22 protein-coding genes are annotated in these 22,760 nt (G+C 72.5%); 11 read left to right on the forward strand and 11 right to left on the reverse strand.

What is annotated here, in order from left to right; translation table 11 throughout:
* Positions 1 to 143 precede the first annotated feature (143 nt).
* The 4 genes from E1287_RS15570 to E1287_RS15585 all read right to left on the reverse strand — a co-directional run bounded on the left by E1287_RS15570 (position 144) and on the right by E1287_RS15585 (position 3,853).
* Complete coding sequence (locus E1287_RS15570) at positions 144 to 1,013, reverse strand: shikimate dehydrogenase (RefSeq protein WP_131965655.1); 870 nt, start codon at positions 1,011 to 1,013, stop codon at positions 144 to 146.
* Positions 1,010 to 1,801 carry a hypothetical protein gene (locus E1287_RS15575; protein WP_131965656.1) on the reverse strand — a complete coding sequence of 264 codons (792 nt, stop codon included), beginning with the start codon at positions 1,799 to 1,801 and terminating at the stop codon, positions 1,010 to 1,012. Before E1287_RS15575 ends, E1287_RS15570 begins: the two co-directional genes overlap by 4 nt.
* Positions 1,802 to 2,062: 261 nt before the next feature.
* Positions 2,063 to 3,016, reverse strand: coding sequence for a zinc-binding dehydrogenase (locus tag E1287_RS15580; protein ID WP_131965657.1), 954 nt, complete (start codon positions 3,014 to 3,016; stop codon positions 2,063 to 2,065).
* A gap of 111 nt (positions 3,017 to 3,127) precedes the next feature.
* A complete protein-coding gene (locus E1287_RS15585) occupies positions 3,128 to 3,853 on the reverse strand; it encodes a hypothetical protein (protein ID WP_131965658.1) in 726 nt (241 codons plus the stop codon).
* Positions 3,854 to 3,933: 80 nt separating this feature from the next.
* Here E1287_RS15585 and E1287_RS15590 point away from each other — a divergent pair, with 80 nt between their 5' ends.
* Positions 3,934 to 5,589: a tetratricopeptide repeat protein gene (locus tag E1287_RS15590; RefSeq protein ID WP_131965659.1), complete on the forward strand. Its 1,656-nt coding sequence runs from the start codon at positions 3,934 to 3,936 to the stop codon at positions 5,587 to 5,589.
* 19 nt (positions 5,590 to 5,608) lie between these two features.
* Here E1287_RS15590 and E1287_RS15595 read toward each other — a convergent pair whose 3' ends face one another.
* Entirely contained in the window at positions 5,609 to 6,205 is a 597-nt protein-coding gene (locus E1287_RS15595; protein WP_131965660.1) for a TetR/AcrR family transcriptional regulator, read from the reverse strand.
* Positions 6,206 to 6,272: 67 nt separating this feature from the next.
* Here E1287_RS15595 and E1287_RS15600 point away from each other — a divergent pair, with 67 nt between their 5' ends.
* A complete protein-coding gene (locus E1287_RS15600) occupies positions 6,273 to 6,923 on the forward strand; it encodes a hypothetical protein (protein ID WP_131965661.1) in 651 nt (216 codons plus the stop codon).
* A gap of 102 nt (positions 6,924 to 7,025) precedes the next feature.
* Positions 7,026 to 7,529 carry a hypothetical protein gene (locus E1287_RS15605; protein ID WP_131965662.1) on the forward strand — a complete coding sequence of 168 codons (504 nt, stop codon included), beginning with the start codon at positions 7,026 to 7,028 and terminating at the stop codon, positions 7,527 to 7,529.
* Between the two features lie 7 nt (positions 7,530 to 7,536).
* Here E1287_RS15605 and E1287_RS15610 read toward each other — a convergent pair whose 3' ends face one another.
* On the reverse strand, positions 7,537 to 8,655 hold the full coding sequence (locus tag E1287_RS15610) for an ROK family transcriptional regulator (protein WP_131965663.1): 1,119 nt from the start codon (positions 8,653 to 8,655) through the stop codon (positions 7,537 to 7,539).
* 148 nt (positions 8,656 to 8,803) lie between these two features.
* Here E1287_RS15610 and edd point away from each other — a divergent pair, with 148 nt between their 5' ends.
* The 4 genes from edd to E1287_RS15630 are packed head-to-tail and all read left to right on the forward strand — an operon-like array spanning position 8,804 to position 12,665.
* Positions 8,804 to 10,618: a phosphogluconate dehydratase gene (gene edd / locus E1287_RS15615; RefSeq protein ID WP_131965664.1), complete on the forward strand. Its 1,815-nt coding sequence runs from the start codon at positions 8,804 to 8,806 to the stop codon at positions 10,616 to 10,618.
* Entirely contained in the window at positions 10,615 to 11,616 is a 1,002-nt protein-coding gene (glk, locus tag E1287_RS15620) for a glucokinase (RefSeq protein WP_131965665.1), read from the forward strand. Before edd ends, glk begins: the two co-directional genes overlap by 4 nt.
* On the forward strand, positions 11,613 to 12,239 hold the full coding sequence (gene eda, locus E1287_RS15625) for a bifunctional 4-hydroxy-2-oxoglutarate aldolase/2-dehydro-3-deoxy-phosphogluconate aldolase (RefSeq protein ID WP_131965666.1): 627 nt from the start codon (positions 11,613 to 11,615) through the stop codon (positions 12,237 to 12,239). The genes glk and eda overlap by 4 nt, the downstream gene beginning before the upstream one ends.
* A gap of 36 nt (positions 12,240 to 12,275) precedes the next feature.
* The gene (locus tag E1287_RS15630) at positions 12,276 to 12,665 is read left to right on the forward strand and encodes a PPOX class F420-dependent oxidoreductase (RefSeq protein ID WP_131965667.1); all 390 of its coding nucleotides are present in this window, start codon (positions 12,276 to 12,278) and stop codon (positions 12,663 to 12,665) included.
* Here the strand turns inward: E1287_RS15630 and E1287_RS43725 are convergent.
* Positions 12,646 to 12,819 carry a hypothetical protein gene (locus E1287_RS43725; RefSeq protein ID WP_165969018.1) on the reverse strand — a complete coding sequence of 58 codons (174 nt, stop codon included), beginning with the start codon at positions 12,817 to 12,819 and terminating at the stop codon, positions 12,646 to 12,648. The genes E1287_RS15630 and E1287_RS43725 overlap by 20 nt on opposite strands.
* 72 nt (positions 12,820 to 12,891) lie before the next feature.
* Between E1287_RS43725 and E1287_RS15635 the strand changes: the two genes are divergently transcribed.
* Positions 12,892 to 13,818, forward strand: a complete 927-nt coding sequence (locus tag E1287_RS15635; protein ID WP_131965668.1) for a LysR family transcriptional regulator — start codon at positions 12,892 to 12,894, stop codon at positions 13,816 to 13,818.
* A gap of 18 nt (positions 13,819 to 13,836) precedes the next feature.
* On the opposite strand, the gene E1287_RS15640 is transcribed toward E1287_RS15635, so the two are convergent.
* Positions 13,837 to 16,380: an ABC transporter permease gene (locus E1287_RS15640; protein ID WP_131965669.1), complete on the reverse strand. Its 2,544-nt coding sequence runs from the start codon at positions 16,378 to 16,380 to the stop codon at positions 13,837 to 13,839.
* Positions 16,381 to 16,520: 140 nt separating this feature from the next.
* Between E1287_RS15640 and E1287_RS15645 the strand changes: the two genes are divergently transcribed.
* Both E1287_RS15645 and E1287_RS15650 read left to right on the forward strand, forming a co-directional pair.
* Positions 16,521 to 17,828: a histidine kinase gene (locus tag E1287_RS15645; RefSeq protein ID WP_207934235.1), complete on the forward strand. Its 1,308-nt coding sequence runs from the start codon at positions 16,521 to 16,523 to the stop codon at positions 17,826 to 17,828.
* Complete coding sequence (locus E1287_RS15650; protein WP_131965670.1) at positions 17,825 to 18,469, forward strand: response regulator transcription factor; 645 nt, start codon at positions 17,825 to 17,827, stop codon at positions 18,467 to 18,469. The genes E1287_RS15645 and E1287_RS15650 overlap by 4 nt, the downstream gene beginning before the upstream one ends.
* A gap of 8 nt (positions 18,470 to 18,477) precedes the next feature.
* On the opposite strand, the gene E1287_RS44755 is transcribed toward E1287_RS15650, so the two are convergent.
* The gene (locus tag E1287_RS44755) at positions 18,478 to 18,957 is read right to left on the reverse strand and encodes a DUF1707 domain-containing protein (protein ID WP_207934236.1); all 480 of its coding nucleotides are present in this window, start codon (positions 18,955 to 18,957) and stop codon (positions 18,478 to 18,480) included.
* 2 nt (positions 18,958 to 18,959) lie between these two features.
* On the reverse strand, positions 18,960 to 19,613 hold the full coding sequence (locus tag E1287_RS15660) for a PadR family transcriptional regulator (protein ID WP_131965671.1): 654 nt from the start codon (positions 19,611 to 19,613) through the stop codon (positions 18,960 to 18,962).
* Positions 19,614 to 19,753: 140 nt separating this feature from the next.
* Here E1287_RS15660 and E1287_RS15665 point away from each other — a divergent pair, with 140 nt between their 5' ends.
* Complete coding sequence (locus E1287_RS15665) at positions 19,754 to 21,736, forward strand: phosphatase PAP2 family protein (RefSeq protein ID WP_165969019.1); 1,983 nt, start codon at positions 19,754 to 19,756, stop codon at positions 21,734 to 21,736.
* 18 nt (positions 21,737 to 21,754) lie between these two features.
* On the opposite strand, the gene hpnH is transcribed toward E1287_RS15665, so the two are convergent.
* A complete protein-coding gene (gene hpnH / locus E1287_RS15670; RefSeq protein WP_131965673.1) occupies positions 21,755 to 22,759 on the reverse strand; it encodes an adenosyl-hopene transferase HpnH in 1,005 nt (334 codons plus the stop codon).
* Position 22,760 lies beyond the last annotated feature (1 nt).

Below are 22,760 nucleotides of genomic sequence, written 5' to 3' on the forward strand. Positions count from 1 at the left end.
CCCCGAGGTGGAGCTAGCCCCACCCCCCGCCGCGCCCTGCAGAACCCCGGACAACGCGATCAACCAAGGCAGGGCGTGATCTCTTCCCAACCCGGCCGGTTCAGGCCAGCCGAACGAGGCCGTAGCGGACCGGAAGCGGGCCGTTACTTCTTGTGGGAATCTATTTCGCCCACCAGCACCGAGTGCAGCTCGTAAAGCTGCTCCTTCGATATTCGCACCTTCACCGAATTCCACGACTCGAATGCCGGGATTCCCTGGAATATCGTCATCCAGACCCCGTCGACCGTGACCGCGCCCCGCTGCTCGAAATACTGGAGAAGCGGGGTGCGCACGGGATTGAAAACCGCGTCGATAAAGTACTTTCCCGCCAGGTCTATCCCATCCAGGCGCGACAGGTCGAAGGGGGATCGACTCATCCCGGCCATGCCTGCCGACGTCATATTGCAGACGAGGTCCCCGGCTTCGACCGCCCGTTCCAGGTCGGCATAGGGTCGCGTTTCGATTCCGAGTCGTTCCGACTGGCCGAGCAGCCGCGCCGTCTTGGCGTCCGGCGGCTCCAGGTAGAGGACGGTGATCTTGGTGTACCCAAGCTGTTGCAACGCATAAATCGCGGCCCGAGCGGCTCCGCCACTCCCCAAGATGACCGCCCGGGCTCCCGCCGCGCGTTCGGGATGGCCGAAGAAGACCAGAGACTTCTCGATGCCGATCCAGTCGGTGTTCGTGCCGACCGACTCGTTCGGTGTGAAAACTATCGTGTTCACCGCCCCGCAGCGCAGCGCGGGCTCCTCCAGCCGGTCGATGTGGCGGCCCACATCCTCCTTGTGGGGAAGAGTGACATTGCACCCGGCGAACCCGAGGAGCCGCAAAGCGGCGACGGAAGGCCCGAGATCTTTGCGGCTGATGCGGATCTTCAGATACTGAAAGCTCGTGCCGGAGAGCCCCGCGAGATAGGTGTGCAGGACCGGTGCCACGCTATGCTCGACGGGGTCGCCGATCAGTGCAGCATGTGTCATTGGTGCCCTGGCTCCTCATCACTGTCGACCCGGTAGAGGACTTCCCAATGAATAAGCTTTCCGAATTCGAGGCCGCACTCGATGATGAGAAATGACGAGTCGCATTCGATGACCCGGCGGAGTTCGCTGCAGCGCGAATCCGCCTCGCCCAGGATGTGGGTGAACAGGATCTCCCCGGCGGCCCCTGTTCCGTAGGTCGTGAATCCGGCGCAGATGACGGCCCGCCGATCGGCGTTGTACGGGTTCGTCGCGGTGGCGATGAAGAGCAGGTCGCGGCGCGGGAGGCCATCGCTCCCCTTCCTGATGTCGAACCCGTTCACCTCGAAACGCGAACCGCCCGGCCGGTTGATCGAGATATCGCCGTTCGGTATGTCCAGCTCCAGGTCGAGCGACCGGACGAGCGAAAGCCGGTCCAGGAGGTCGGCGCAATATCGGTTGCTGACCGGGGATCCGAGAATGATGAGATCGTCGTCGAGAGGCCCGCGCACCCGCTCGCTGACATGGGTGACGATCTTCTTGGACCGGTAGTTCTTGGAGATCGCGGCAGCGGCCGCGGCGATCGCCAGGATGTCGCCCTCGGGAGCCAGATGGCGGACGACCGCGACCTTGCCGCCCTGCGACTTCAGCTGCCGGTGAGACGTCGTCAGTACGAGATCCACCCGTCCGCTGGGCTGAAATCTCAGCACACGCCGGACTTTCCGCCAGCGGGTCACCAAATACGCGGCGGAGACGCAGACCGGAATCGCCCCCACGATTCCAAAAGTCAAGGATATGTAAGTGCCGATCATTTCACCGCGCGCCCTCATTGCCACTCCGGAGCCTTGAGATTACTCACGCTTGCATCCGATGACACCGGCGGCCCGGCGGCGTTGCGAGATCGATATGTTGCCCCGCCCAACAAAGAAATACGCCCCTCACCCCTCATGGCCGAAATCGGCCACGAGAGGCAAAGGGGCTCGCCGTAGCTACCGCAGCGCCGTCGAATCGCCCGCGAAGCCGCCTCAACAGCACCGTTATGGCGGAGAGGTTAGCGCGTCCAGAACACGGCCCTAGAGGAGTAGCAGCGTTTTGGCTAGGACGGTCCGATTCTCGATGGCCGCGTGGGCTTCGGCAGCGCGTTCCAGCGGGAAAGTCTGGCCGATGACGGGCCTCATTACGCCCTCGGCGGCCTTCTCCAGGGCACCGCCCAGGAGGCGCATCCGTTCGTTCTTGCCGATCTGTACATCCCGGATGCCGCGCAAGGCGATACCCCTGCGTTCGGCTTCCTGCGAATCGACGGCGGTGAACCCGCCCAGGGTGGAGCCGTGGGCCGAGAAAGTGCCGCCGTCCTTCGTGGCGGCGAAGGCGGCGAGCCCGATCTTGTCGCCGACGCCGTCGAAGACCACGTCCACCTTTCCGAGGATCTCGTCCGTCCAACCGGGCTTTGAGTAGTCGAGCACGAAGTCCGCGCCCAGTTCGCGGGCCAGCTCCAGCTTCTGCGCGCCGCGCGCCGCCGCGACGACCCGCGCGCCCCGCGCGTGCGCGAGCTGGACGAGAAGGGCGCCCATCCCGCCGGTCGCGCCCACCACCAACACGGTGTCCCCGGCCTTGACCTCGGTGCCCTCGAACACGCAAAGCGCGGTCACGCCGTCGTGCACGAGCGCCGCCGCCTCGTCGAGGCCCAGGCCGTCCGGTACGGGACGGACGTTCTCCAGGGGCACCGCGACCTGTGCGGCGTAGCCGCCGTTTGCGACGGACGCGACGACGCGGCGCCCGATCCAGTCCGACCCGACGCCAGGCCCGACACCGACCACCTCGCCTGCCCCGCCGCCGCCCGGCACGTACGGCGGCGCCGTGTCGAAGTACTCCCTGGCCATGCCCGCGCGGATCCGGGTCTCCACGAACATGGTGTCCGCGGCGGCCAACGCGATCACGACCTCTCCGGGCCCGGCCACGGGGTCCGGGGCCTCGCGCACCTCCAGGACCTCGGGCCCGCCGAACTCATTCACTTCGATTACTCGCATATCGGTTCCCCTCCTCGCCAGGAGGCCAGTCTCGATCCTCAACCTTGCTTGAGGTCAAGGGAACCGTCGTCCACCAAGCCACCGGTCGCGGACGGAGGCCCGGCGAATCCGTCACCGGCCGATCCGCCGCTCCACGGTGGCCTGGTAGCAGGTGAGCGACCAGTGGGCGGACGCGTCGTCGTGGCCCACGGGGACGTCCTTGGTCCCGGTCGCGAACGTCACGTCCCGCTCGCCGGCGAGGAAGACGACGAAGGTGTCCAGGCGGTGCTCGGAACCGTGGTACCACCAGTCATGACGCAGTGGTCGTCGCTGAGCGGTGAAGGGCGCCTGCAGAAGTTCCTGCGCGCGCGGCGGAAGGTTCCCGAGAAGCCCCTTCGCCTCCGCGGAAAGCCCGATATCGGGAGGTGCGGGGGCGGCGATCCCAGAGCCGGCGGGCCCAGCGTGGGGCGGCGGCCTGTGGTCGATCGGGACATGGCGGAGCGTCCCGGAGGCGAAGAGGAAGGCGGAGATCGCGTAGACCGGACGGTGATCGGTGTCGATTCGCGGTTCGGCCACGGCGAGGCCCTCGTCGCCGACGACCACGGCGTAGGGCCTCCCTTGGGGGCTGGACGGGTCTTCGCAGGCGTACCACTCGATGGTGTCGCCGGTCAGCTCGTTGATCCTGGCCCGGCTCTGGGGCCCGATGGCCCTCCAGCACTCTTCGCGCGGCTTCCCGCCGAACGGCATCTCACCGGCCTGGTGGAGCGGCACGGAGGCGGTCTGGGGGCCGGGAAGGCCGCCCCGCATCGCCTCCGGACGATCAGAGCCGGACGGCTTCATCGGATAGGACAAACCCACGGGCCGCTCCCTTGACCGCGCATTGACCGTTCCCGTTCACATTAGTGGTTGCGGGCGGTCTGCGTCTCTATACTCGGCGAATGGACGATTATTTTGAGCTCGGGTCGCATACGTTTCCGGTGACGACCGTCTCGCCGGAGGCGCAGATCTGGTTCGACCGGGGCTTGGTGTGGCGCTATGCGTTCAACCACGAAGAGGCGCTTCTGTGTTTTGAGAAGGCCGTGGAGCACGATCCCGCTTGTGCCATGGCGCACTGGGGGATCGCCTACGCGTTGGGGCCCTATTACAACAAGCCGTGGGACGACTTCACCGCGGAGGAGGCCGCGGAGAGTCTCGCGAACGCGCGTGAGGCGATCGGGGCCGCGCTTACGATGACCGGCTCCGTCACGCCCCTCGAAAGCGCTCTGATCGGATCGTTGCAGAGCCGCTACCCGTCGGCGCGGCTACAGCCCGGCTGGAAAGCCTGGGAGGACGCGTACGCCGCGTCCATGCGGAATGTCTACGCGCAGTTCCCGGACGATCCCGATGTCGCGGCCCTCTTCGCCGAGGCGATGATGAACCGCACGCCATGGCAGCTGTGGGATCTGGAGAGCGGCGAACCGGCGTCAGGCGCCGACACCGTCGAGGTGATAGAGGTGCTCGAACGCTCGCTGCGGCGGTCGGAAAGCCGCGGTGAGCGACCGCATCAGGGCATTCTGCATCTGCACATCCACGCCCTCGAAATGTCGCCGGACCCCGGACGAGCCCGGCGATCGGCCGATGCCCTGGGCGAGGCCGCGACCGACGCGGGCCACTTCCTGCACATGCCCTCGCACATCTACGTTCAGCTCGGCGACTACGAAGCGGCGCTGGACGCCAACGAACGCGCCATCGAGGTCGACCGCAAATACGTGGAGCGGGCAGGCCCGTTCAATTTCTACACCCTTTCGCGCTGTCACGATTTCCATTTCAAGATCTACGCGGCGATGTTCCTCGGCCGGTACCGTCCGGCGCTGGAGGCCGCGAACGAGATGGCCGGCGCCATTCCCGAGGAGCTGCTGCGCTGGTCCGAGCCGCCGATGGCCGACTGGCTGGAGGGGTTCGTCCCCATGAAGGCGCATGTGCTCGTGAGGTTCGGCAGGTGGCGGGAGATCCTCGACGAGCCCCTCCCGGACGACCCCGATCTCTACCTTGTGACGACCGCGACTCTCCACTATGCGAAGGGTGTGGCCCACGCCGTCCTCGGTGAGCTGTCCGAGGCCGATGCCGAACGTGCCCTGTTCGACGACGCGTTCTCGCGCGTCCCCGAGACCCGCCGCTTCTTCAACAACCGGTACGTCGACATCCTCGGCATCGCCGCCGAGATGCTGAGGGGAGAGATCGAGTACCGCCGGGGCGGGCATCAAAAGGCCTTCGATCACCTTCGGACGGCGGTCTCCCGCTACGACCGGCTTCCCTACGACGAGCCTTGGGGCTGGATGCAGCCGTCCCGGCACGCCTTGGGAGCGCTGCTGCTGGAGCAGGGCCACGTGGAAGAGGCCGCCGAGGTGTACCGCGCCGACCTGGGGCTGGCCGACACCGCGCACCGGGCGGCCCGTCACCCGGACAACATCTGGAGCCTCCACGGCTACGCGGAGTGCCTCCACCGGCTCGGCAGGTGCGAGGAGGCCGAATCCGTCCAGGCCCGCCTGGACTCGGCCGCATCCCGCGCCGACACCGAGATCCGCGCCTCCTGCTTCTGCCGCAACGACCACTGACCGGCGACTTCGGTCCGAGTCAGGTGGACGGGTGGGTGGCTCGGGTGTGCAGGTCGTTGAGGTGGGCCTGCACTGCGGCGCGCATGCGTTTCGGGGTCGTGGTCTGGGGGTGTAGGGCGGCGTGGACGGCTAGGCCGTCGATCAGGGCGTGCAGGCGGTCGGCTTCTAGTTCGGTGTCCGAATCCGGGGCCAGGGAGCGGGCCAGTGCCAGGCAGCCGGAGCGCAGGGTCGTGTGGGCCTCTTCGCACAGGGCGCGCAGGTCGGGGTCGACTAGGGCGCGGGCGGTGAAGGCGAGCCAGACGTGGTTCTCGGCGGCGCGTTCGGCGTCCATCGGGAGGAGCTCGTTCAGGACGCGGGCGGCGCGGGCGCGGGGATCGGCGTCCGTGGACGGGACGGCGGCGATCCGCCGCTCGATCCGCTCGATGATCGTCCGGAGGGTGAACGCCAGCAGTTCGGGCTGGGTGGCGAAGTAGTGCCGTAGCGAGCCGGCCGACAGGCCCGCCTCCCGGGCGACGTTGCGGACGGACGCCCGGTCCAGGCCGTCCCGCCGGACCACCCGCCACACCGCCGCGACCACGTCCTGCCGGCGCCTGGCCGGATCCACCACCTTCGGCATGGGACTTTTATAGCACAACTGTGTTACATTCGCCTTGATAACACAGCCGTACTAAAAAGGAGCCGTCATGAGACGCGCGATCGTCGTCACCCTCGCCGCCGGACCGCTGCTGCTCGCCGGGGCCGGGCTCGCCGCCGGGGCGGCGCTGCAGGCCGAGTCCGGCGGGGCGTTCGCGACGTCGGAGCAGCGCTTCGGCACGTCCGCGGTGGCGCTCAAGACCGACGAGATCGAGGTGGGGGCCGAGACGGCGCGTGCCGGGAACCCCATGCCCGATGTCGGGGAACTCGCCGAGGTGGAGATCGTCGTCCGCCCGGCCGATCCCGGCGTCGCCCTGTTCGTCGGGGTCGGGCCGAAGGCGGAGGTCGAGCGCTACCTGCGCGGGGTGTCGCGCGACGAGTTCGTGTCGGCGCGGCTCAGCCCGTTCAAGCCCGTGTTCCACCGTGTGTCGGGGGCGGACACCGCCGCGCCACCGTCGCGGCAGCGGTTCTGGGTCGCCAGTTCCGCCGGGCCCGGGACGCGCACCGTCAAGTGGGACAAGACCGGCGGCACCTGGTCCGTGGTCGTGATGCGGATGGACGGCCGTTCCGGCGTGGACGCGCACGCCTCGATCGGCCTGCGCTTCGGCTTCCTGCTCCCCGGCGCGATCGTCGCGCTGGCCGCCGGGGCCGTGCCGCTCGCCTGGGCGCTGGTCGCGCGCCGCCGCCACGGCGCGTCCTGACCGGGGGTCTGTCCGGGTTGCGGTTTCTTGGGGTGTTCTCGTGCCCCCTTTTTGGGGTGCGCGTGCGACGCTCGATGGAGATCACGGACGCCTGGAGGGCTGATGAAGGCGCTGCTCAACTCGCTGAACGAGGACGAGAAGGCGCTCGTCCGGGAGACCGGGAGCGGGGAACTCGCCGGCATGGAGGAGGACGGGCTCGTCGATCTGCACACGAGGATCAGGCGCGCCCGCAACAAGTACAGCAAGCTGTACCGGCGCACCGCGAGCGAGCGGGTCGAGGAGTACGGGGGGCGGGGGAAGGCGCGTCCGAAGAACGTCCGGAACGCGCAGAAGGCGGAGGTGTTCGAGGACGCGCTCGCCCGCGTGAGCTGGTATCTGGCGCGGGCGGCGCGGCGCAGCGCGTCCGAGCTCAAGGCGGAGCGCATCGAGGCGGCCAGGCCCGGAGGGACCGCCGCGCCGGGGGCCGGGCTTCCGGAGGCCGCGCCGAGGACGTCCCAGACCACGGCCCGCCGCAGGCCGACCAGCGCTGACCCGGCACTGCGCCGGCGGCACGCCGCCACCAGGGCCAAGGGCGCCCGCCGACAGGCGAGGCGCGACAGCCGCTGAACGGCCGTCAGGACGCGTCGATGGCCTCGGGGGCGAGGATGCGGTCCAGGACCATCGCCGCGCAGCCCTTGAGGCCGGCCTGCTCGCCCAGGCGGCTGGGTTCGATGCGGAGGTCGCGGGTGGCGAGCGCGGTGGAGCGCTGGTAGACGGTCTCGCGCAGGCCCGCGATGAGGGGCGCGTCCGCGCCGGCGAGGTCGCCGCCGAGGACGACGACGGCGGGGTTGAGCAGGTTGACGGCGGTGGCGACGACCTCGCCGATGCGGCGTCCGGCGTCGCGGAGGAGCGCGACGGTCGCGGGGTCGCCGGAGCGGGCCAGGGCGACCAGGCCGGAAAGATCGCTCGCCCGGGAGCGGGCGAGAAGGGCGGCGCCGCCCGCGATGGCCTCGACGCAGTTGACGTTGCCGCAGCGGCACGGCGCCTCGGCCGGGGCGGGGACGGGGACGTGGCCGATCTCGCCCGCCGCGCCGAGCGCGCCGCGCTGGATGCGGCCGCCGCTGATGAGTCCCGCGCCGATGCCGGTGGAGACCTTCACGAACAGCAGGTCGTCGACGCCGGGGTGGGCCTGGTGCTCGCCGAGCGCGGCGGCGTTGACCTCGTTGTCGAGGTAGGCGGGGACGCCGAAGCGGCCGGAGACCGGGGGGCCGATCTCGACGCCGTCCCAGCGTCCGGCGGCGTGCTCGACGGTGTCGGGGACGCCGAGGCCGACGCCGCGGACGGCGGACGCGTCCAGGCCGGAGCGGGCGAGCAGCGACGTCCACTCGTCGAGGAGGCGGGGGAGCGTCTTGCCGGGGGAGACCTCGGCCGGGGGGCCGTCGGCGCGGGCGAGGATCGTGCCCGCGAGGTCGCAGACGGCGAGCTGGCCGCGGGACTGGCCGAGGTTCGCGACGAGGACGGCGCCGCCCGCGGCGTTGAACTCCAGGCGGGCCGGCGGGCGCCCGCCGGTGGACGGGCCGTCGGCGCGTTCGGTGACCAGGCCGCGCGAGATCAGGTCGGCGACGCGGGACGCGACGGCCGGACGGGACAGCCCGGTGATGCGGCCCAGCTCGGCGCGGGTGGCGACGCCGTCCTCCCGGATCAGGCGGAGCACGTCCCCGCTGGTGGACGGACGGGTCACGGGGCGCGGCATCCGGCCAGTCAAGCACGCGGGGCTTTGGTGCGTCCAGTTCGTACAAGATACTGACTTTAGTAAGAAAGAGTTCATAAGTCAGGTTGTGTCTCTTACGTATGTCTCGGTAACTTGACGATCTGAAGATCCCCCCGGACTGGAGCGTCCTATGGCCGTACATCCCGTGCTGGCGGAAGTGACCCGGCGCGTCGTCGAGCGAAGCGCCGGAACGCGCGGCGCCTATCTGAGCCGCGTCCGGGACGCCCGGACGGAGGGCCCGGTGCGCGGCGGGATGGGCTGCGCGAACCTCGCCCACGGCTTCGCGGCTTGCGGCGTCCAGGACAAGCTGTGGCTCAGGGGCGGCGTCACACCCAACATCGCGATCGTGTCGGCGTACAACGACATGCTGTCCGCGCACCAGCCGCTGAAGGACTACCCCGACCTGCTGAAGGCCGCGATCCGCGCGGCGGGCGGGACGGCGCAGTTCGCCGGCGGCGTGCCCGCGATGTGCGACGGCATCACGCAGGGCCGCGCCGGGATGGAGCTGTCGCTGTTCAGCCGGGACGTGGTGGCGATGGCCACGGCGGTGGCGCTGTCGCACGACATGTTCGACGGCGCGCTGCTCCTCGGCGTGTGCGACAAGATCGTCCCGGGGCTGGTGATCGGGGCGCTGTCGTTCGGGCACCTGCCGGTGATCCTGGTCCCGGCCGGGCCGATGGCGTCCGGGCTGCCGAACGGGGAGAAGGCGAAGGTCCGCAAGCGGTTCGCGGCCGGGGAGGTCGGGCGCGAGCAGCTCCTCGCCGCCGAGGCCGCGTCCTACCATTCGCCCGGCACCTGCACCTTCTACGGGACGGCCAACTCCAACCAGCTCCTGATGGAGGTCATGGGCCTGCACCTGCCGGGGGCGAGCTTCGTCCCGCCGGGCACGAAGCTGCGGGACGCCCTGACCGAGGCGGCCGGACGGCGCGTCCTGCAGCTCACCGGCCTGACCGGCGGCTACCTCCCGATCGGCGAGCTGCTGGACGAGCGCGCGTTCGTCAACGGCATCGTCGCGCTGCTCGCCACGGGCGGGTCCACCAACCACACGCTCCACCTGGTCGCGATGGCAGCGGCGGCGGGCATCGAGCTGACCTGGGACGACTTCGACGAGCTGTCCAAGGTCACGCCGCTGCTCACCCGCCTCTACCCGAACGGGACCGCCGACGTGAACCACTTCCACGCGGCGGGCGGCACCGCGTTCCTGATCGGGGAGCTGATCGACGCCGGGCTCGTCCACGCGGACGCGAGGACGGTCGGCGGCGACACCCTCGCCGCGTACCGGAAGGCGCCGGAGCTCGACGGCGGCACGGTCGAGTGGCGGGACGTGGCGCGCGCGTCGGGCGACACCGGCGTGCTGCGCCCCGTCGCCGAGCCGTTCGACGCGCACGGCGGCCTGCACACCGTGCGCGGCAACCTGGGCCGGGCGGTGGTCAAGGTGTCCGCGGTGCGTCCCGAGCACCGGACGATCGAGGCCCCGGCCCGCGTGTTCGACTCGCAGGAACGGCTCCAGGACGCGTTCGCCGCAGGGGAGCTCGACCGGGACGTGGTGGCGGTCGTCCGCAACCAGGGGCCGCGCGCCAACGGGATGCCCGAGCTGCACCGGCTGACCCCGCCGCTGTCCGTCCTGCAAGACCGGGGGCACCGCGTCGCGCTCGTCACGGACGGGCGCATGTCGGGCGCGTCCGGGGCGGTGCCCGCCGCGATCCACGTGTCGCCGGAGGCGGCGGCGGGCGGGCCGCTCGCCCGCGTCCGCGACGGCGACGTCGTCCGGCTCGACGCGGACGGCGGGGTGCTGGAGGTCCTCGTCCCGGACGAGGAGTTCGCGGCCCGCGAGCCCGCCGCCGGACCGCCGCCGGACGGGGCGTGGGGAGCGGGCCGCGAGCTGTTCCGGACGTTCCGCGCCGCCGTCGGCCCCGCCGAGCAGGGCGCGGGAGTCTTCGCGTGAGCGGCGACGGCTCGGGAGCGAGTCCGTGGCTGGTCGGGGACATCGGCGGCACGAACGCCAGGTTCGCGCTGGTGGACGGCCCGGACGGCGTCCCGTCCCGCGTGCATTCCCTCCCCACCCGCGACCACGCCGGTCTCGCCGAGGCCGCGGCCGCCTACCTCGCTCGGTACGCGCCGGGCGTCCGGCCGTCCGCCGCGTGCCTGGCGGTGGCGGGGCCGGTCACGGGCGGGACGTACCACCTGACGAACGCGGGCTGGCCGAAGGGGACCCGCGAGGCGGTGCGCGCCCACCTCGGCGTGCCCCACCTGGACATCATCAACGACTTCGAGGCGCTCGCCCTCGCCCTGCCGCGCCTCGGCGAGGACGACCTCGTCCCTGTCGGCGACGTGGATTCCGCGGATACCGGCGCGCCGCTGGCCGTGGTCGGGCCGGGGACGGGGCTCGGCGTGGCGGGGCTCGTGCCGACGCCGTCCGGTTGGGTGCCGCTGCCCGGCGAGGGCGGCCAGGTCGACGTCCCGGCCGCGACCGGCCGCGAGATCGAGATCGCGCGGCTGCTGCGCGCCGAGCGCGGCGCGGCCAACGCCGAGTACCTGCTGTCCGGGGGCGGGCTGACCCGCATCCACCGGTACCTGGCCGCGCTCGACGGCACGTCCGCCGAACCGCTCACCGCGCAGGAGATCACCGAGCGCCGCGACGACCCGCTCTGCCACGAGACGCTGCTGACGTTCTGCGCGCTGCTCGGGTCGCTCGCCGGGAACGTCGCCCTGACGCTCGGCGCCCGCGGCGGCGTCTACCTCGGCGGCGGGATCCTGCCGCGCATCGCGGATGTGCTCCGCGGCAGCGCGTTCCGCGCCCGCTTCGAGGGGAAGCCTCCCGTCGAGGACTACCTGCGCGGCATCCCGACCGCGCTGATCGTCCACCCCGGCCCGGCCCTGGCCGGGGCCGTGACGCGGCTCGCGCAGAGCCTGCCCGACCTGGAACCGCTGGAGACCGCATGATCGCCGCCGACCTGTTCGACCTCGCGCCCGTCATCCCCGTCGTGGTGCTGGACGACGCCGAGGTGGCCGTCCCGCTGGCCCGCGCCCTGGTGGACGGCGGGCTCCCGGTGATCGAGGTGACGCTGCGCACCCCGGCCGCCCCGGCGGCGATCGCGCGGATCGCCGCGGAGGTGCCGGACGCGGTCGTCGGCGCGGGGACGGTCGTCCGGCCGGAGGACGCCGAGCGGTCCGCCGCGGCCGGGGCCCGGTTCCTGGTCAGCCCCGGCTGCACGTCCCGGCTCCAGGCGGCGATGGTCGCGACCGGGCTGCCGTTCCTGCCGGGCGTCGCGACCGCGTCCGAGGCGCTCGCGCTGCTGGAGGACGGCGTCACGGCGATGAAGTTCTTCCCCGCCGAGGCGGCGGGCGGGATCCCGTACCTCAAGTCGCTGTACGGGCCGCTGCCGCAGATCCGGTTCTGCCCGACCGGCGGGGTCGGGCCGGGGAACGCCGCCGACTACCTGGCGCTGGAGAACGTCGGCTGCGTCGGCGGGTCCTGGCTGACGCCCGCGGACGCCGTCCGCGACGGCGACTGGGGCCGCGTCCGCAAGCTCGCCGCCGAAGCGGCGGCACTCCGCTCCCGCTGATGTCACATTCGGGCGGCGTGCGCCCGTCTCATGGGCATGAATGAAGCACCGACTCTAGAGAGTCTGAAGAAGCAGCGGACCGTCCAGCTGACGTCCTACCGCAAGGACGGGACGCCGGTCGGCACCCCCGTCAGCGTCGTCGTGCGCGGCGACCACGCCTACTTCCGCACTTACGACAAGGCGTTCAAGGCCAAGCGGCTGTCCCGCAACCCCGAGATCGAGATCGCGCCGAGCACCGCCAAGGGGAAGGTCACCGGTCCTGCGGTGCACGGCCGCGCCCGGCTGCTGACGGTGGAGGAGGCGCGGCCGATCCGCAGGCTGCTGGCCCGCAAGCACCCCTTCCTGCAGGGGTTCGCGGTGCCGCTCTTCCACAAGATGAAGCACTACCAGACGCTCCACTACGAGGTCACCCTGGAGGGTCGCTGACGCGTGCGCAGTGCGGGCAGGGACCGGCGACCAGGCCCCGCCCGCCGCCGGTCGGGACGAGGTCCATCCGGAGCCGACCGCAGGCGCAGCGGGTCCAGACGACGATGCCGTCGCTGGTCACATGCCGGGAGAGTGTCGTGTTCTGCTGATCCATGACACCAGTCTGAACCGGCCGAACGTGTCCGTCCATTTCAGATTTCCGCACTGGATCGTGCAAGATGGTTACATGATTGATCTGCGGCGGCTGCACATGCTCCGGCTCGTCCACCAGTTCGGGACGGTCACCTCGGCGGCGGAGGCGATGCACCTCACCCCGTCTGCGGTCTCGCACCACCTGCGCGAGCTGGCGCGGGAGCTGAAGGTGCCGCTGCTCGAACCGCAGGGCCGCAAGGTGAAGATGACCCCGGCCGCGCTGGTGCTGATCGGGCACGCGGACGGGCTGCTCGCCAAGTGGGAGGAGACCCTCGCCGACCTGGAGTCGCACCGCGCCGGGGTCACCGGGCCGCTGCGCATGTGCGGGTTCCCGACCGCGGTCGGCGGGCTGATCGGCCCGGCCGCGGGCGCGCTGCGCCGTGACGACCCGGGCCTCGACATCGAGATCCGCGAATGCGACACCGACGTGGCCCTCGGCCTGCTCGCCGCCGACGAGACCGACATCGCGATCATCGAGCCCACCGCGGACGCGCCGCCGCCCGGCGACCCGCGCTTCGACCGGGAACCGCTGCTGGAGGAGGCCCTCGACCTGATCGTCCCCGGCGGCCACCCGCTCGCGCTCCGGAGCGGCGTGTCCCTGGAGGACGCGGCGGACGAGGCGTGGATCAGCGTCCAGCCCGACGGCTGCACCCACCACCAGCAGGTCCTGGCGCACTGCGCCGCCGCCGGTTTCACGCCGCGGATGGCCCACCACGCCACCACCTGGTCGGTGATCTGGGCGCTGGTCGCCAACGGGCTCGGCGTGTCCCTCGTCCCGCGGCTGGCGGACGGGCCGTCGGACCAGCCCGTCGTCCGGGTCCCGCTGGCCGGCGACGGCGTCCCGACGCGGCGCGTGCTGACCTGCGTGCGGCGGGGGAGCCGCGGTCACCCGCTGATCGTCCGCGGGCTGCGGGCCCTGCACGACGCCGTCCCCGACCGCTGCGCCCGCGTGGCCGCCTGACCTGCTCGCCCGCCTGACCTACTCGGTCGCGATCGCCTGGAGGACGTTCATCCGGGCGGCGCGGCGCGCGGGCCACACGGCCGCGACCACGCCGATCAGCGCGGCCGCCGCGACGCACACCGCCAGCCGCCCGTACGGGATCGCGAGGACCTCCATGCCTCCGTCCCCCTCCGCCATCGCGTGCTGCAGGACGATCCCGAGGACGACGCCCGTCCCGACCCCCGCCGCCGCGCCGAACAGCGACACCACGACCGCCTCGTACCGGATCATCCGGCGGAGCTGGCGGCGCTGCATCCCGACGGCGCGGAGCAGGCCGATCTCCCGCGTCCGCTCGGTGACGGCGAGCGCCAGCGTGTTGACGATGCCGAGCGCCGCCACCAGGACCGACAGCACCAGCAGGCCGAGGACGAGGTTGAGGAACAGGTCGATGTCCCCGGCGGCGTCGTCCTTCACCTGGGCGCGGTCCTTCAGCTCCAGGTTGGGCCAGGGGGCGAGCGCCGCCTCCAGCGCGCCCCTGCCCGCGCCCGTGACGTTGATCTCGATGCGGTCGATGGGCGCGTCCGGGTCGCGCGTCCGGTACGCCGCCCAGTCGATGATCATGGATGGGGCGGACGGGGTGACGGACGGCCGGTCGGCGTAGATCCCCGCGACGCGGAACGTCCGGCGCGTCCCGTCCTGGTAGCGGCCCTGGATCGTGGTGCCCGCCGTCCAGCCCTGCGACGTCGCGACGCTGCGGCCGACGAGCAGGGCGTCCCCGCGTGCGGACGGCGTCCCCTCCTGGAGCGGCAGCCGGAAATGGCCGAGCAGCTCGCCCGGTGAACCCGCCGCCGCCGTCCGGACGGAGCCGTTCAGCTCGAACCGCGCCGTCCGGATCGGGATCGCCGACCGCACGCCGCCCACGCCCGCCACCGCGCCCGCCGCCTCCGCCGCGACCGGCGTGATCTGGCTGCGCCCCGTGACCTGGTAGTCGGCGGTGAGGCCCGCGTCGAGCTGCCGGTCCACCGACGACGCCATCGACTGGACGATCACCGACACCGTCGCGATCAGCGCGAGCCCGATCGTCAGCGCGGACGCGGTCGCCGCCGTCTGCCGGGGGTCGCGCAGCGCGTTCCGCCCGCCCATCCGGCCGGAACTCCCGCCGAACCGGGCGAACGGCCAGGCCAGGACGCGGATGACCGGGCGGCTGACGACCGGCGACACCACGACCACCCCCGCGAACAGCGCCATCGCGCCAGCCCCGGCGAGAGTCAGCGCCGCCGACCCGTCCGCCGCGAGCCCGGCAGCGACCAGGCCGCCGCCCGCCGCGAGCGCGACGCCGCCGCACACCGCCCGGCCGCGCAGCGGGCGCGGCGCCGCCTTCCCCTCGCGGAGCGCGGCGACGGGCGGGATCCGCGACGCGCGCCGCGCCGGGACGAACGCGGCGCCCAGCGTGACGAGCGTCCCCACCCCGTAGGACGCGAGCACCGCCGAGGGCGGGATCACGAGCGTCCCGAACGGCAGCTCCTCGCCGCCCGTGACGACGGTCATCAGCCGCGCCAGCCCGGCCGCGACGCCCGCGCCCGCCGCCAGGCCCAGCGTGGAGCCCGCCAGCCCGACCCCGGCCGCCTCGCCGAGCACCGACCGCGTCACCTGCCCGCGCGACGCCCCGACCGCGCGCAGCAGCGCCAGCTCCCGCACCCGCCCGCTCACCAGCATCGCGAACGTGTTGAAGATGATGAACGAGCCGACGAACACCGCGATCACGGCGAAGACCAGCAGGAACGTCCGCAGGGCCTTGAGGATCTCCGTGAACGACGCCGCCTGCTCGTCGACGGCCTCCCGCCCGGTGATCGCCTCGACGCCGGGCGGGAGGGCCGCCGCGACCGCGTCCCGGAGCCGTTCCTGCGGGACGCCGTCGTCCCCGTGCACGACGATCCGCGCATACGTGCCGGGATGGTCGGACAGCAGCCGCCGCGCGGTCTCCGGCGCGAACGCCGTCATCGAGAGCTGGTCGCTCAGCGCCGAGTCGCCCACCTCGAACAGGCCCGTCAGCCGGAACGCGCGCGTGCCCGCGGCCAGCGCCACCTTGACCTGGTCGCCGACGCGGTATCCGGCGTCGGCGGCGGTCGTGACGTCGACGGCGATCTCGTCCGGCGCGGCGGGCGGCGTCCCGGACGTGAGGCGGGGGAGCGACAGGTCGGGATCGCCGTCCCACGCCACCCCGGTCTGCGGCTCCGCGCCGACGATCTTGCCGTGCCGGTCGACGACGGCGGCGAACCCGGTGACGACGCCGTGGGCCTTCGCCACCCCGTCCACGCCCTGGACGGCCGCCAGCACCGTCTCCGGGACGGGACGCTCCGACGCCCGCTCGCCGAGCCCCGGCTCGAACGCCCGGTCCGTCCGGACGACGACGTCCGTGCCGCGGCCCAGATCGTCGAAGGCCCGGTCGAACGAGCGGTCCAGCGTGGCGGAGAAGATCAGCGTCCCGGCGACGAACGCGACGCCGGCGACCACCGCGACCGTCGACAGCAGCAGGCGGGCACGGTGCGCGAGGAGGCCGCGGAGCACGAGCTTGAACATCATGGAGCCGATTCCAGCCCGGACGGGCCGCCGCCCGGCAGCGCGAATCGTGGTGTCCGCGCCTACGAACGACCTACCAACCGCCTCCGGGACGCGACTTTCGTAGGGGTCGCGCGCCTCGTTCAGGTGCGTACCGTGTTCCTGTGCACCTGCGCTTCATGCGGGCCGGGCCGCGTCCTGTACTCGCGCGGCTCCTCCCGCCCGGACGGTCCCGCGACCTGACCGCCGACGCCCTCGTCGTCGCGGTCGGCGTGGCACTGAGCCTGGGCGCGGACGCGGGCACGATCGTCCGCCCGCACGGCGGCGCGACGCTGGCGCTGCTCCTGGTCCCCGCGCTCGCGCTGGCGTTCCGGCGCCGCGCGCCCATGACGGTCGCGTGGATCACCGCCGCCCTCGCCGCCCTGATCTGGGTCGTCGAACAGGCCGCGCCGGGGACGCTGCTGCGCGTCGACGCCGACCACGCCCTCAGCCCGCCGGTCTGGTGGCCGCCGACCGCGCCGCTCGCCGCGTACGCGGCGATGGCGTTCCCGCGCGACGGCGCCCGCCCGGTCTGGATCCGCGCGCTGCCCGTCGCCGCGCTGATCCTCCCCGTCGGGGTCCTGGACGACGTCCTGCCCGGCTCGGCCATGCGGCGGTTCTCGTCGCAGGAGACCGACAGCGTCGAGGCGCTGGTGTTCCGCAGCGTGGTCGCCGTGGCGGTGGCGGCGCTGATCGGCATGTACGCCGCCGCCCGCCGCCGCGTGGTCCAGGGCCTCACCGAGCGGGCCGAACGCGCCGAGCGCGAGCGGCATCTGCTGGCCGAGCGGGCCCGCGCGGAGGAGCGCGCCCGGCTCGCCGCCGAGATGCACGACGTCGTCGCGCACCGGGTGACGCTGATGGTGCTGCAGGCGGGAGCGCTGCGCGTCCGGGCGAAGGACGACCCGACCCGCGAGGCGGCCGAGGAGTTGCGCGGCACCGGCTGCCTGGCCCTCGAAGAGCTCCGCGACGTCATCGGCCTGCTGCGCCGCGACCAGGCGGCGGAGCCCCCGGCCGACTCCGGGCCGCTGCCCGACCTGCCCGATTTGTCGGCGCTGGTCGCCGAGTCGGCGGCGGTAGGCGTCCCGGTCGAGCTTGCCGAGCACGGCGACCCGCCGCCCGCGTCGCCCGCCGTGGGACGGACCGCGTACCGGGTCGTCCAGGAGGCGCTGACCAACGCCCGCAAGCACGCGCCGGGCGCCGCCGTCCAGGTGGACGTCCGCTACCGCACCGACGGCGTGACGCTGACCGTCCGCAGCGCGGCCGCGGCGCGCGAACCGGACGCCGAGCTGGCGGCCAGCGGGTCCGGCATGGGCCTGGCCGGGCTGCGCGAGCGCGTCGAGCTGATCGGCGGGACGTTCACCGCAGGCCCGCACCTGGACGGGTTCCGCGTCGAGGCGTCCCTGCCCGCCTACGTCCCGGTGGCGAAGCCGTGATCACGGTCCTGCTGGTGGACGACGAGCCGATGGTGTGCGCGCACCTGCGCACCATCCTCGGCGCGGCCGACGACGTCCAGGTGGTCGGGGAGGCGCACGACGGGGCCGCCGGGGTGGAGGCCGTCGTCCGGCACCGGCCGCACGTGGTGCTCATGGACCTGCGGATGCCGGGCGTGGACGGCCTCGCCGCCATCGAGCGGATCGCCGCGCTGCGCTCCCCGCCCGCCGTGGTCGCGCTGACGACGTTCGACGCCGACGAGTACGTCCTGCGGGCGCTGCGGGCGGGCGCGGCGGGCTTCCTGCTGAAGTCGACGCCGCCGGAGGACCTGGTGAGGCTCGTCCGGGTCGCCGCCGACGGGCACACCGTGATGTCGGCCGCCGCGACCATGCGGCTGCTCGGCACGGCGGACGCCCGCGCGGCGGGCCGCGACCGGACCCGGGCGCTCGTCGGCGGCCTCACCGGACGGGAGACGCAGGTGCTGGCCTGCCTCGGCGAGGGCCTGTCCAACGCGCAGATCGCGGGACGCCTCCACCTCAGCGAGGCCACCGTCAAGGGCCACGTGTCCCGGCTGCTCGACAAGCTGGGCTGCGCCAACCGCACCCAGGCGGGGCTCGTCGCCCGCGACGCGGGCCTGCGCTGAGCCCCGCGTCAGGCACGGGTGCGGGACCGGCGGACCCCGGCCGCCAGCATCACGGCGCGGATGACCCAGATGGCCAGCGCGATCTGCAGGACGGCGAGGAACCCCGCGCCCGGCCCGACCGTGAACGCCAGCACCAGGAACACCGCGAGCATCAGCGGGAACGCCTTGAAGTGCGGCCCGTGGTAGTGATGGTGCCGCCGCATGTGATGGTGCCGCCACGCGGGATGCCCCGGCCCGCCGAACATCACGGCCGCCCCCTGCTGCCAGGGGACGTCCGGCGCCTTCTCCGGCTCGGGCAGCCCGGTCGGCGGCGGCAGGTCGCGGACATGCGCGCGCAGGTCGCCGCGCGTCTTGGCGGACAGCACGGCGTCGAGGCGCTCGTCCAGTTCGGCGCGGTCGAGGCGTCCCGCCGCGAAATGGTCGTGCAGGGCGAGCATGACCGCGTCGCGCTCGGCGTCGCCGATCCGGATCTCATCCTGGCGTGCCATGATCACTCCCTGGTGCCCGCGGCCGTCGGCCCGGCGTCGTCGTCGGCATCCGTGCCGGTGTCCTCGTCGGCCAGGATGCGGTAGAGGTCGCGCCGCGCGTCCGACAGGACGTCCCTGGCCCGGTCGACCTGCTCCGGCGAGCCGGAGTGGACGATCTGCATCACCGCGGCGCCCGTCTGCGCGGCCTGCTTGAACAGCTCCGGAACGCCCTCGCCGAACTCGGGCGTCATCTCGGCCCACGGCTCGGCCAGCCGGTCGCCGTGCTCGGCGACGTAGGCGCGGCCCTCGTCGGTCAGGTGGAACGACCGGCGCCCGCCGGCCTCCTCGCCCGCGATCAGGCCCTCGTCCGCGAGCTGCTGGAGCGCCGGGTAGACCGCGCCGGGGGACGGCTTCCACGCGCCGTCGCTGCGCTCGTTGATCTCCTGGATGATCTGGTAGCCGTTGCGCGGCTCCTCGGCGAGCAGCACGAGGATCGCCGCGCGGACGTTCCCCTTGCGCGCCTTGGGGCCCCGCCCCCACGGCCCGCCGCGCCCGCGCGCCCACGGCGGGCGCGGCCCGCCCCACGGGCCCGGGAAGGGGCCGTGTCCGTGGCCGCCGCCGAACAGCGCGCCGAACGGGAAGTCGCCCCAGGGGCCGCGGCCATGCATGTGACCCATGTTCTACACCACCTTCTGAGAGATCTCTATGACCCCTCGCGATACGACAACGATATATCGATGACGTCCGGATGCGCCAGATGGTTCCCGGAGCCGTCTGATCGTCCGGAAACGTGGGTAACAGGCGTATGAGGAGGACGATGGGCACACACGAAGCGGTGACCGCGCGTGACGCGGTGCTCACATCGGACGCGCCGCGCCCCGGCCTGCGCGTCCGCCGGGAACTGCTGATCGGGCTGCTGCTGACCGCGCTGTACGCGGTGATCGCCAACCTGCCGGCAGAGGGCAGGACGGCGACCGCCCGCGAGAACGGCGAGGCGCTCTTCAACCTGGAGAAGGCGCTGCGCCTCGACGTGGAGCTCGGCCTCAACCGCTGGCTCGCCGACCAGTCGGTCCTGCGGGTGCTGGCGAACTACGAGTACGCGATCACCTACATCGCGAGCGCGCTGGCGCTGCTGATCTGGCTGTTCATCCGGCATCCCGAGCGGTACCGGACGGCCCGCAACGCCTTCATCCTGCTGAACCTCGGCGGCCTCGCGACGTTCGCGCTGTATCCCGTCATGCCGCCGCGGCTCATGCCCGACCTCGGGTTCATCGACACCGTCCTGCAGGGCCGCACCTGGGGGTCGTGGGGGTCGCCGCTGGTCGAGCACGCCGACAAGTTCGCCGCCGTGCCGTCCCTGCACATGGGCTGGACGCTGTGGGTCGGCGTCGAGCTGGCCCGCGTGAACGCCAAGCGCTGGGTGCAGGTGCTGAACGCGGTGCACGTCCTGGTCACCCTGTACGTGATCCTGGCCACCGCGAACCACTTCATCCTCGACGCGATCATCGCCGTCCCGTACGTGTTCGCCGCCGTGTTCGTCGCCGAGCGCATCGCCCGCCCGGCGGGGGCCCGGGCCGCGGGCCCCGACGCGTTCTTCCTCGCGGTGGAGACGCCCGAGGCCCCGCAGCACCCCGGGGGCGTGATCATGCTGGACACGTCCCGGAAGGACGTCGGCCGCGACGACCTCGTCCGCGTGATCAACGAGCGGCTGGGCGGGCTGCCCCGGTTCCGGCAGCGGCTCGTCCGGCGGGGCCGCTGGCGCCGGCCCGTCTGGCGCGACCATCAGCCGGTCGACTGGGAGTGGCACGTCACCGAACGGCGCGTCGACGGCATGCCCGGCCTGCGCGCCGCCGTCGCCGAACTCCAGTCGCAGGCCCTGCCGCTCGACCGGCCGCCCTGGCGCATGGTCGTGCTGAAAGGCGCCGAACCCGGCCGCACCGCCGTCGTGTACCTGATGCACCACGTCGTCGCCGACGGCGTCGGCATCGTGGCGCAGGCGGTGTACCTGATGGAGCCGCCACCCGAGCCGTTCACCGGCCGCATCCCGCGCCGGCCGTTCCGCAAGGCGCTCGCCACCGTGATCGGGCTCGGGCAGCTCGCCTTCGACACCGCGCCGCCCGACCGGCTGCCCGCGGCGGGCACGTCCGAGCGCCGGTTCAGCACCATGCACCTGCCGCTCGCGACCGTCCGGGACGTGGGACGCCGCTACGGCGCGCGGGTCACCGACGTCGTACTGTGCGCGGTCGCGGGCGCGCTGAACCGCGTCGTCAGCGAGGAGGACGGACGCCCCGGCACCTGCCGCGTCGCCGTCCCGCTGATGATGCGGCCGCCCGGCAGCGCGATGGTCGGCAACCACACCACCGCCGTCATGGTCGACCTGCCGATCGGGAAGATGTCCGAGACCGACCGGCTCGCGCTGATCGCCAAGCGGAGCCGGGTGCTGCGGTCGGGGACGCGGGCGCAGGCCGCGTGGACCGTGATGTGGCAGGCCGGACGGCTCATGCCCGTCCCGCTGCACGCCCGGTTCGCGCGGATGGCCTACAGCGGCCGCTTCCTGCAGGGCACCGTGTCCAGCCTCCCCGGCCCCGACAAGACGCTGCGGCTCGCCGGCGCCCCGCTCACCGCCGTGTACCCGATCGTCCCGCTCGCGCCCGGCACGGCGTTCGCGATCGCCGGGCTCGGCGTCGACCGCGAGCTGTGCTTCGGCCTCTCCCTCGACCCGGGGCTGGCGGACGACGCCGACGTCCTGATGGACGCCGTCCGCGACGTCATCGAGGAACTCCGCGACGGCCCGAAGTGATCACAAGCCGCCCGGTGATCAGAAACTGCGGGCGGCGCGCAGCGACTCCTTGAGGGAGCCCATCGTCGCGAACACGGCGGTCGGCTCGTGGCCGCAGTGCGCCATGCAGTTCGCGCAGCGGTCGTCGCGTCCCCGCCCGTAGGCTTCCCAGTCGGTCGTGTCGAGAAGCTCCTGGTAGGTGGCGGTGTAGCCGTCGTCCATCAGGTAGCAGGGCCGCTGCCAGCCCTTCAGCGAGTATGACGGGATCGCCCACGCCGTGCACGGGAAGTCGACCTTCCCTTCGAGGAAGTCGAGGAACAGCGGCGAGTGGTTGAACCGCCAGCGGCGCCGCCGCCCGCCCGCGAACGCCTTGCGGAACAGCTCCCGCGTCTCCTGGACGCCGAGGAAGTGCTCCTGGTCGGGCGCCTTCTCGTACGCGTACGCGGGCGAGATCATCATCTGGTCGACGCGCAGGTCGTCGTTCAGGTAGTCGAGGACGTCGATCACCGTCTGCGGGGTGTCGGTGTTGAAGACCGTCGTGTTCGTCGTGACCCGGAACCCGCGCTCCTGGCACATCCTGATCGCGTCCACCGCCTGGTCGAACACGCCCTCCTTGCAGACGGACGCGTCGTGCCGCTCCCGCAGCCCGTCGATGTGCACCGCCCACGCGAAGTAGCGCGACGGCTCGAACCGGTCGATCTTCTTCGGGATCAGCGCCGCGTTCGTGCACAGGAACACGTACCGCTTCATCCTGATCAGCTCGGCGACCAGCTCCCCGATCTGCGGGTGCATCAGCGGCTCGCCGCCCGCGATCGACACCATCGGCGCGCCGCACTCGCGGATCGCCGCGACCGCCTGCTCGACCGGCATCCGCTGCTTGAGCACGTCCGCCGGGTGCTGGATCTTCCCGCAGCCCGCGCACGCCAGGTTGCACGCGTACAGCGGCTCCAGCTCGACGATCAGCGGGAAGCGGGTGCGGCCCCGGAGCTTGTTGCGCAGGACGTATCCGCCGATGCGCAGGCTCTGGCGCAATGGCATCGCCATG

This window comes from Actinomadura sp. KC06, from assembly GCF_004348735.1.
In the GTDB taxonomy this organism is placed as follows: Bacteria; Actinomycetota; Actinomycetes; order Streptosporangiales; family Streptosporangiaceae; genus Spirillospora.

Excerpts from the sequence above, each read along its gene's own strand:
- E1287_RS15640 (WP_131965669.1), bottom strand. The coding sequence starts at position 16,380 with ATGATGTTCAAGCTCGTGCTCCGCGGCCTCCTCGCGCACCGTGCCCGC.
- E1287_RS15660 (WP_131965671.1), bottom strand. The coding sequence starts at position 19,613 with ATGGGTCACATGCATGGCCGCGGCCCCTGGGGCGACTTCCCGTTCGGC.
- E1287_RS15665 (WP_165969019.1), top strand. The coding sequence starts at position 19,754 with ATGGGCACACACGAAGCGGTGACCGCGCGTGACGCGGTGCTCACATCG.
- E1287_RS15590 (WP_131965659.1), top strand. The coding sequence starts at position 3,934 with ATGGACGATTATTTTGAGCTCGGGTCGCATACGTTTCCGGTGACGACC.
- E1287_RS44755 (WP_207934236.1), bottom strand. The coding sequence starts at position 18,957 with ATGGCACGCCAGGATGAGATCCGGATCGGCGACGCCGAGCGCGACGCG.
- E1287_RS15595 (WP_131965660.1), bottom strand. The coding sequence starts at position 6,205 with ATGCCGAAGGTGGTGGATCCGGCCAGGCGCCGGCAGGACGTGGTCGCG.
- edd (WP_131965664.1), top strand. The coding sequence starts at position 8,804 with ATGGCCGTACATCCCGTGCTGGCGGAAGTGACCCGGCGCGTCGTCGAG.
- E1287_RS15570 (WP_131965655.1), bottom strand. The coding sequence starts at position 1,013 with ATGACACATGCTGCACTGATCGGCGACCCCGTCGAGCATAGCGTGGCA.
- E1287_RS15605 (WP_131965662.1), top strand. The coding sequence starts at position 7,026 with ATGAAGGCGCTGCTCAACTCGCTGAACGAGGACGAGAAGGCGCTCGTC.
- hpnH (WP_131965673.1), bottom strand. The coding sequence starts at position 22,759 with ATGGCGATGCCATTGCGCCAGAGCCTGCGCATCGGCGGATACGTCCTG.
- E1287_RS15610 (WP_131965663.1), bottom strand. The coding sequence starts at position 8,655 with ATGCCGCGCCCCGTGACCCGTCCGTCCACCAGCGGGGACGTGCTCCGC.
- E1287_RS15630 (WP_131965667.1), top strand. The coding sequence starts at position 12,276 with ATGAATGAAGCACCGACTCTAGAGAGTCTGAAGAAGCAGCGGACCGTC.
- E1287_RS15600 (WP_131965661.1), top strand. The coding sequence starts at position 6,273 with ATGAGACGCGCGATCGTCGTCACCCTCGCCGCCGGACCGCTGCTGCTC.
- eda (WP_131965666.1), top strand. The coding sequence starts at position 11,613 with ATGATCGCCGCCGACCTGTTCGACCTCGCGCCCGTCATCCCCGTCGTG.
- E1287_RS15635 (WP_131965668.1), top strand. The coding sequence starts at position 12,892 with ATGATTGATCTGCGGCGGCTGCACATGCTCCGGCTCGTCCACCAGTTC.
- E1287_RS43725 (WP_165969018.1), bottom strand. The coding sequence starts at position 12,819 with ATGGATCAGCAGAACACGACACTCTCCCGGCATGTGACCAGCGACGGC.
- E1287_RS15580 (WP_131965657.1), bottom strand. The coding sequence starts at position 3,016 with ATGCGAGTAATCGAAGTGAATGAGTTCGGCGGGCCCGAGGTCCTGGAG.
- E1287_RS15575 (WP_131965656.1), bottom strand. The coding sequence starts at position 1,801 with ATGATCGGCACTTACATATCCTTGACTTTTGGAATCGTGGGGGCGATT.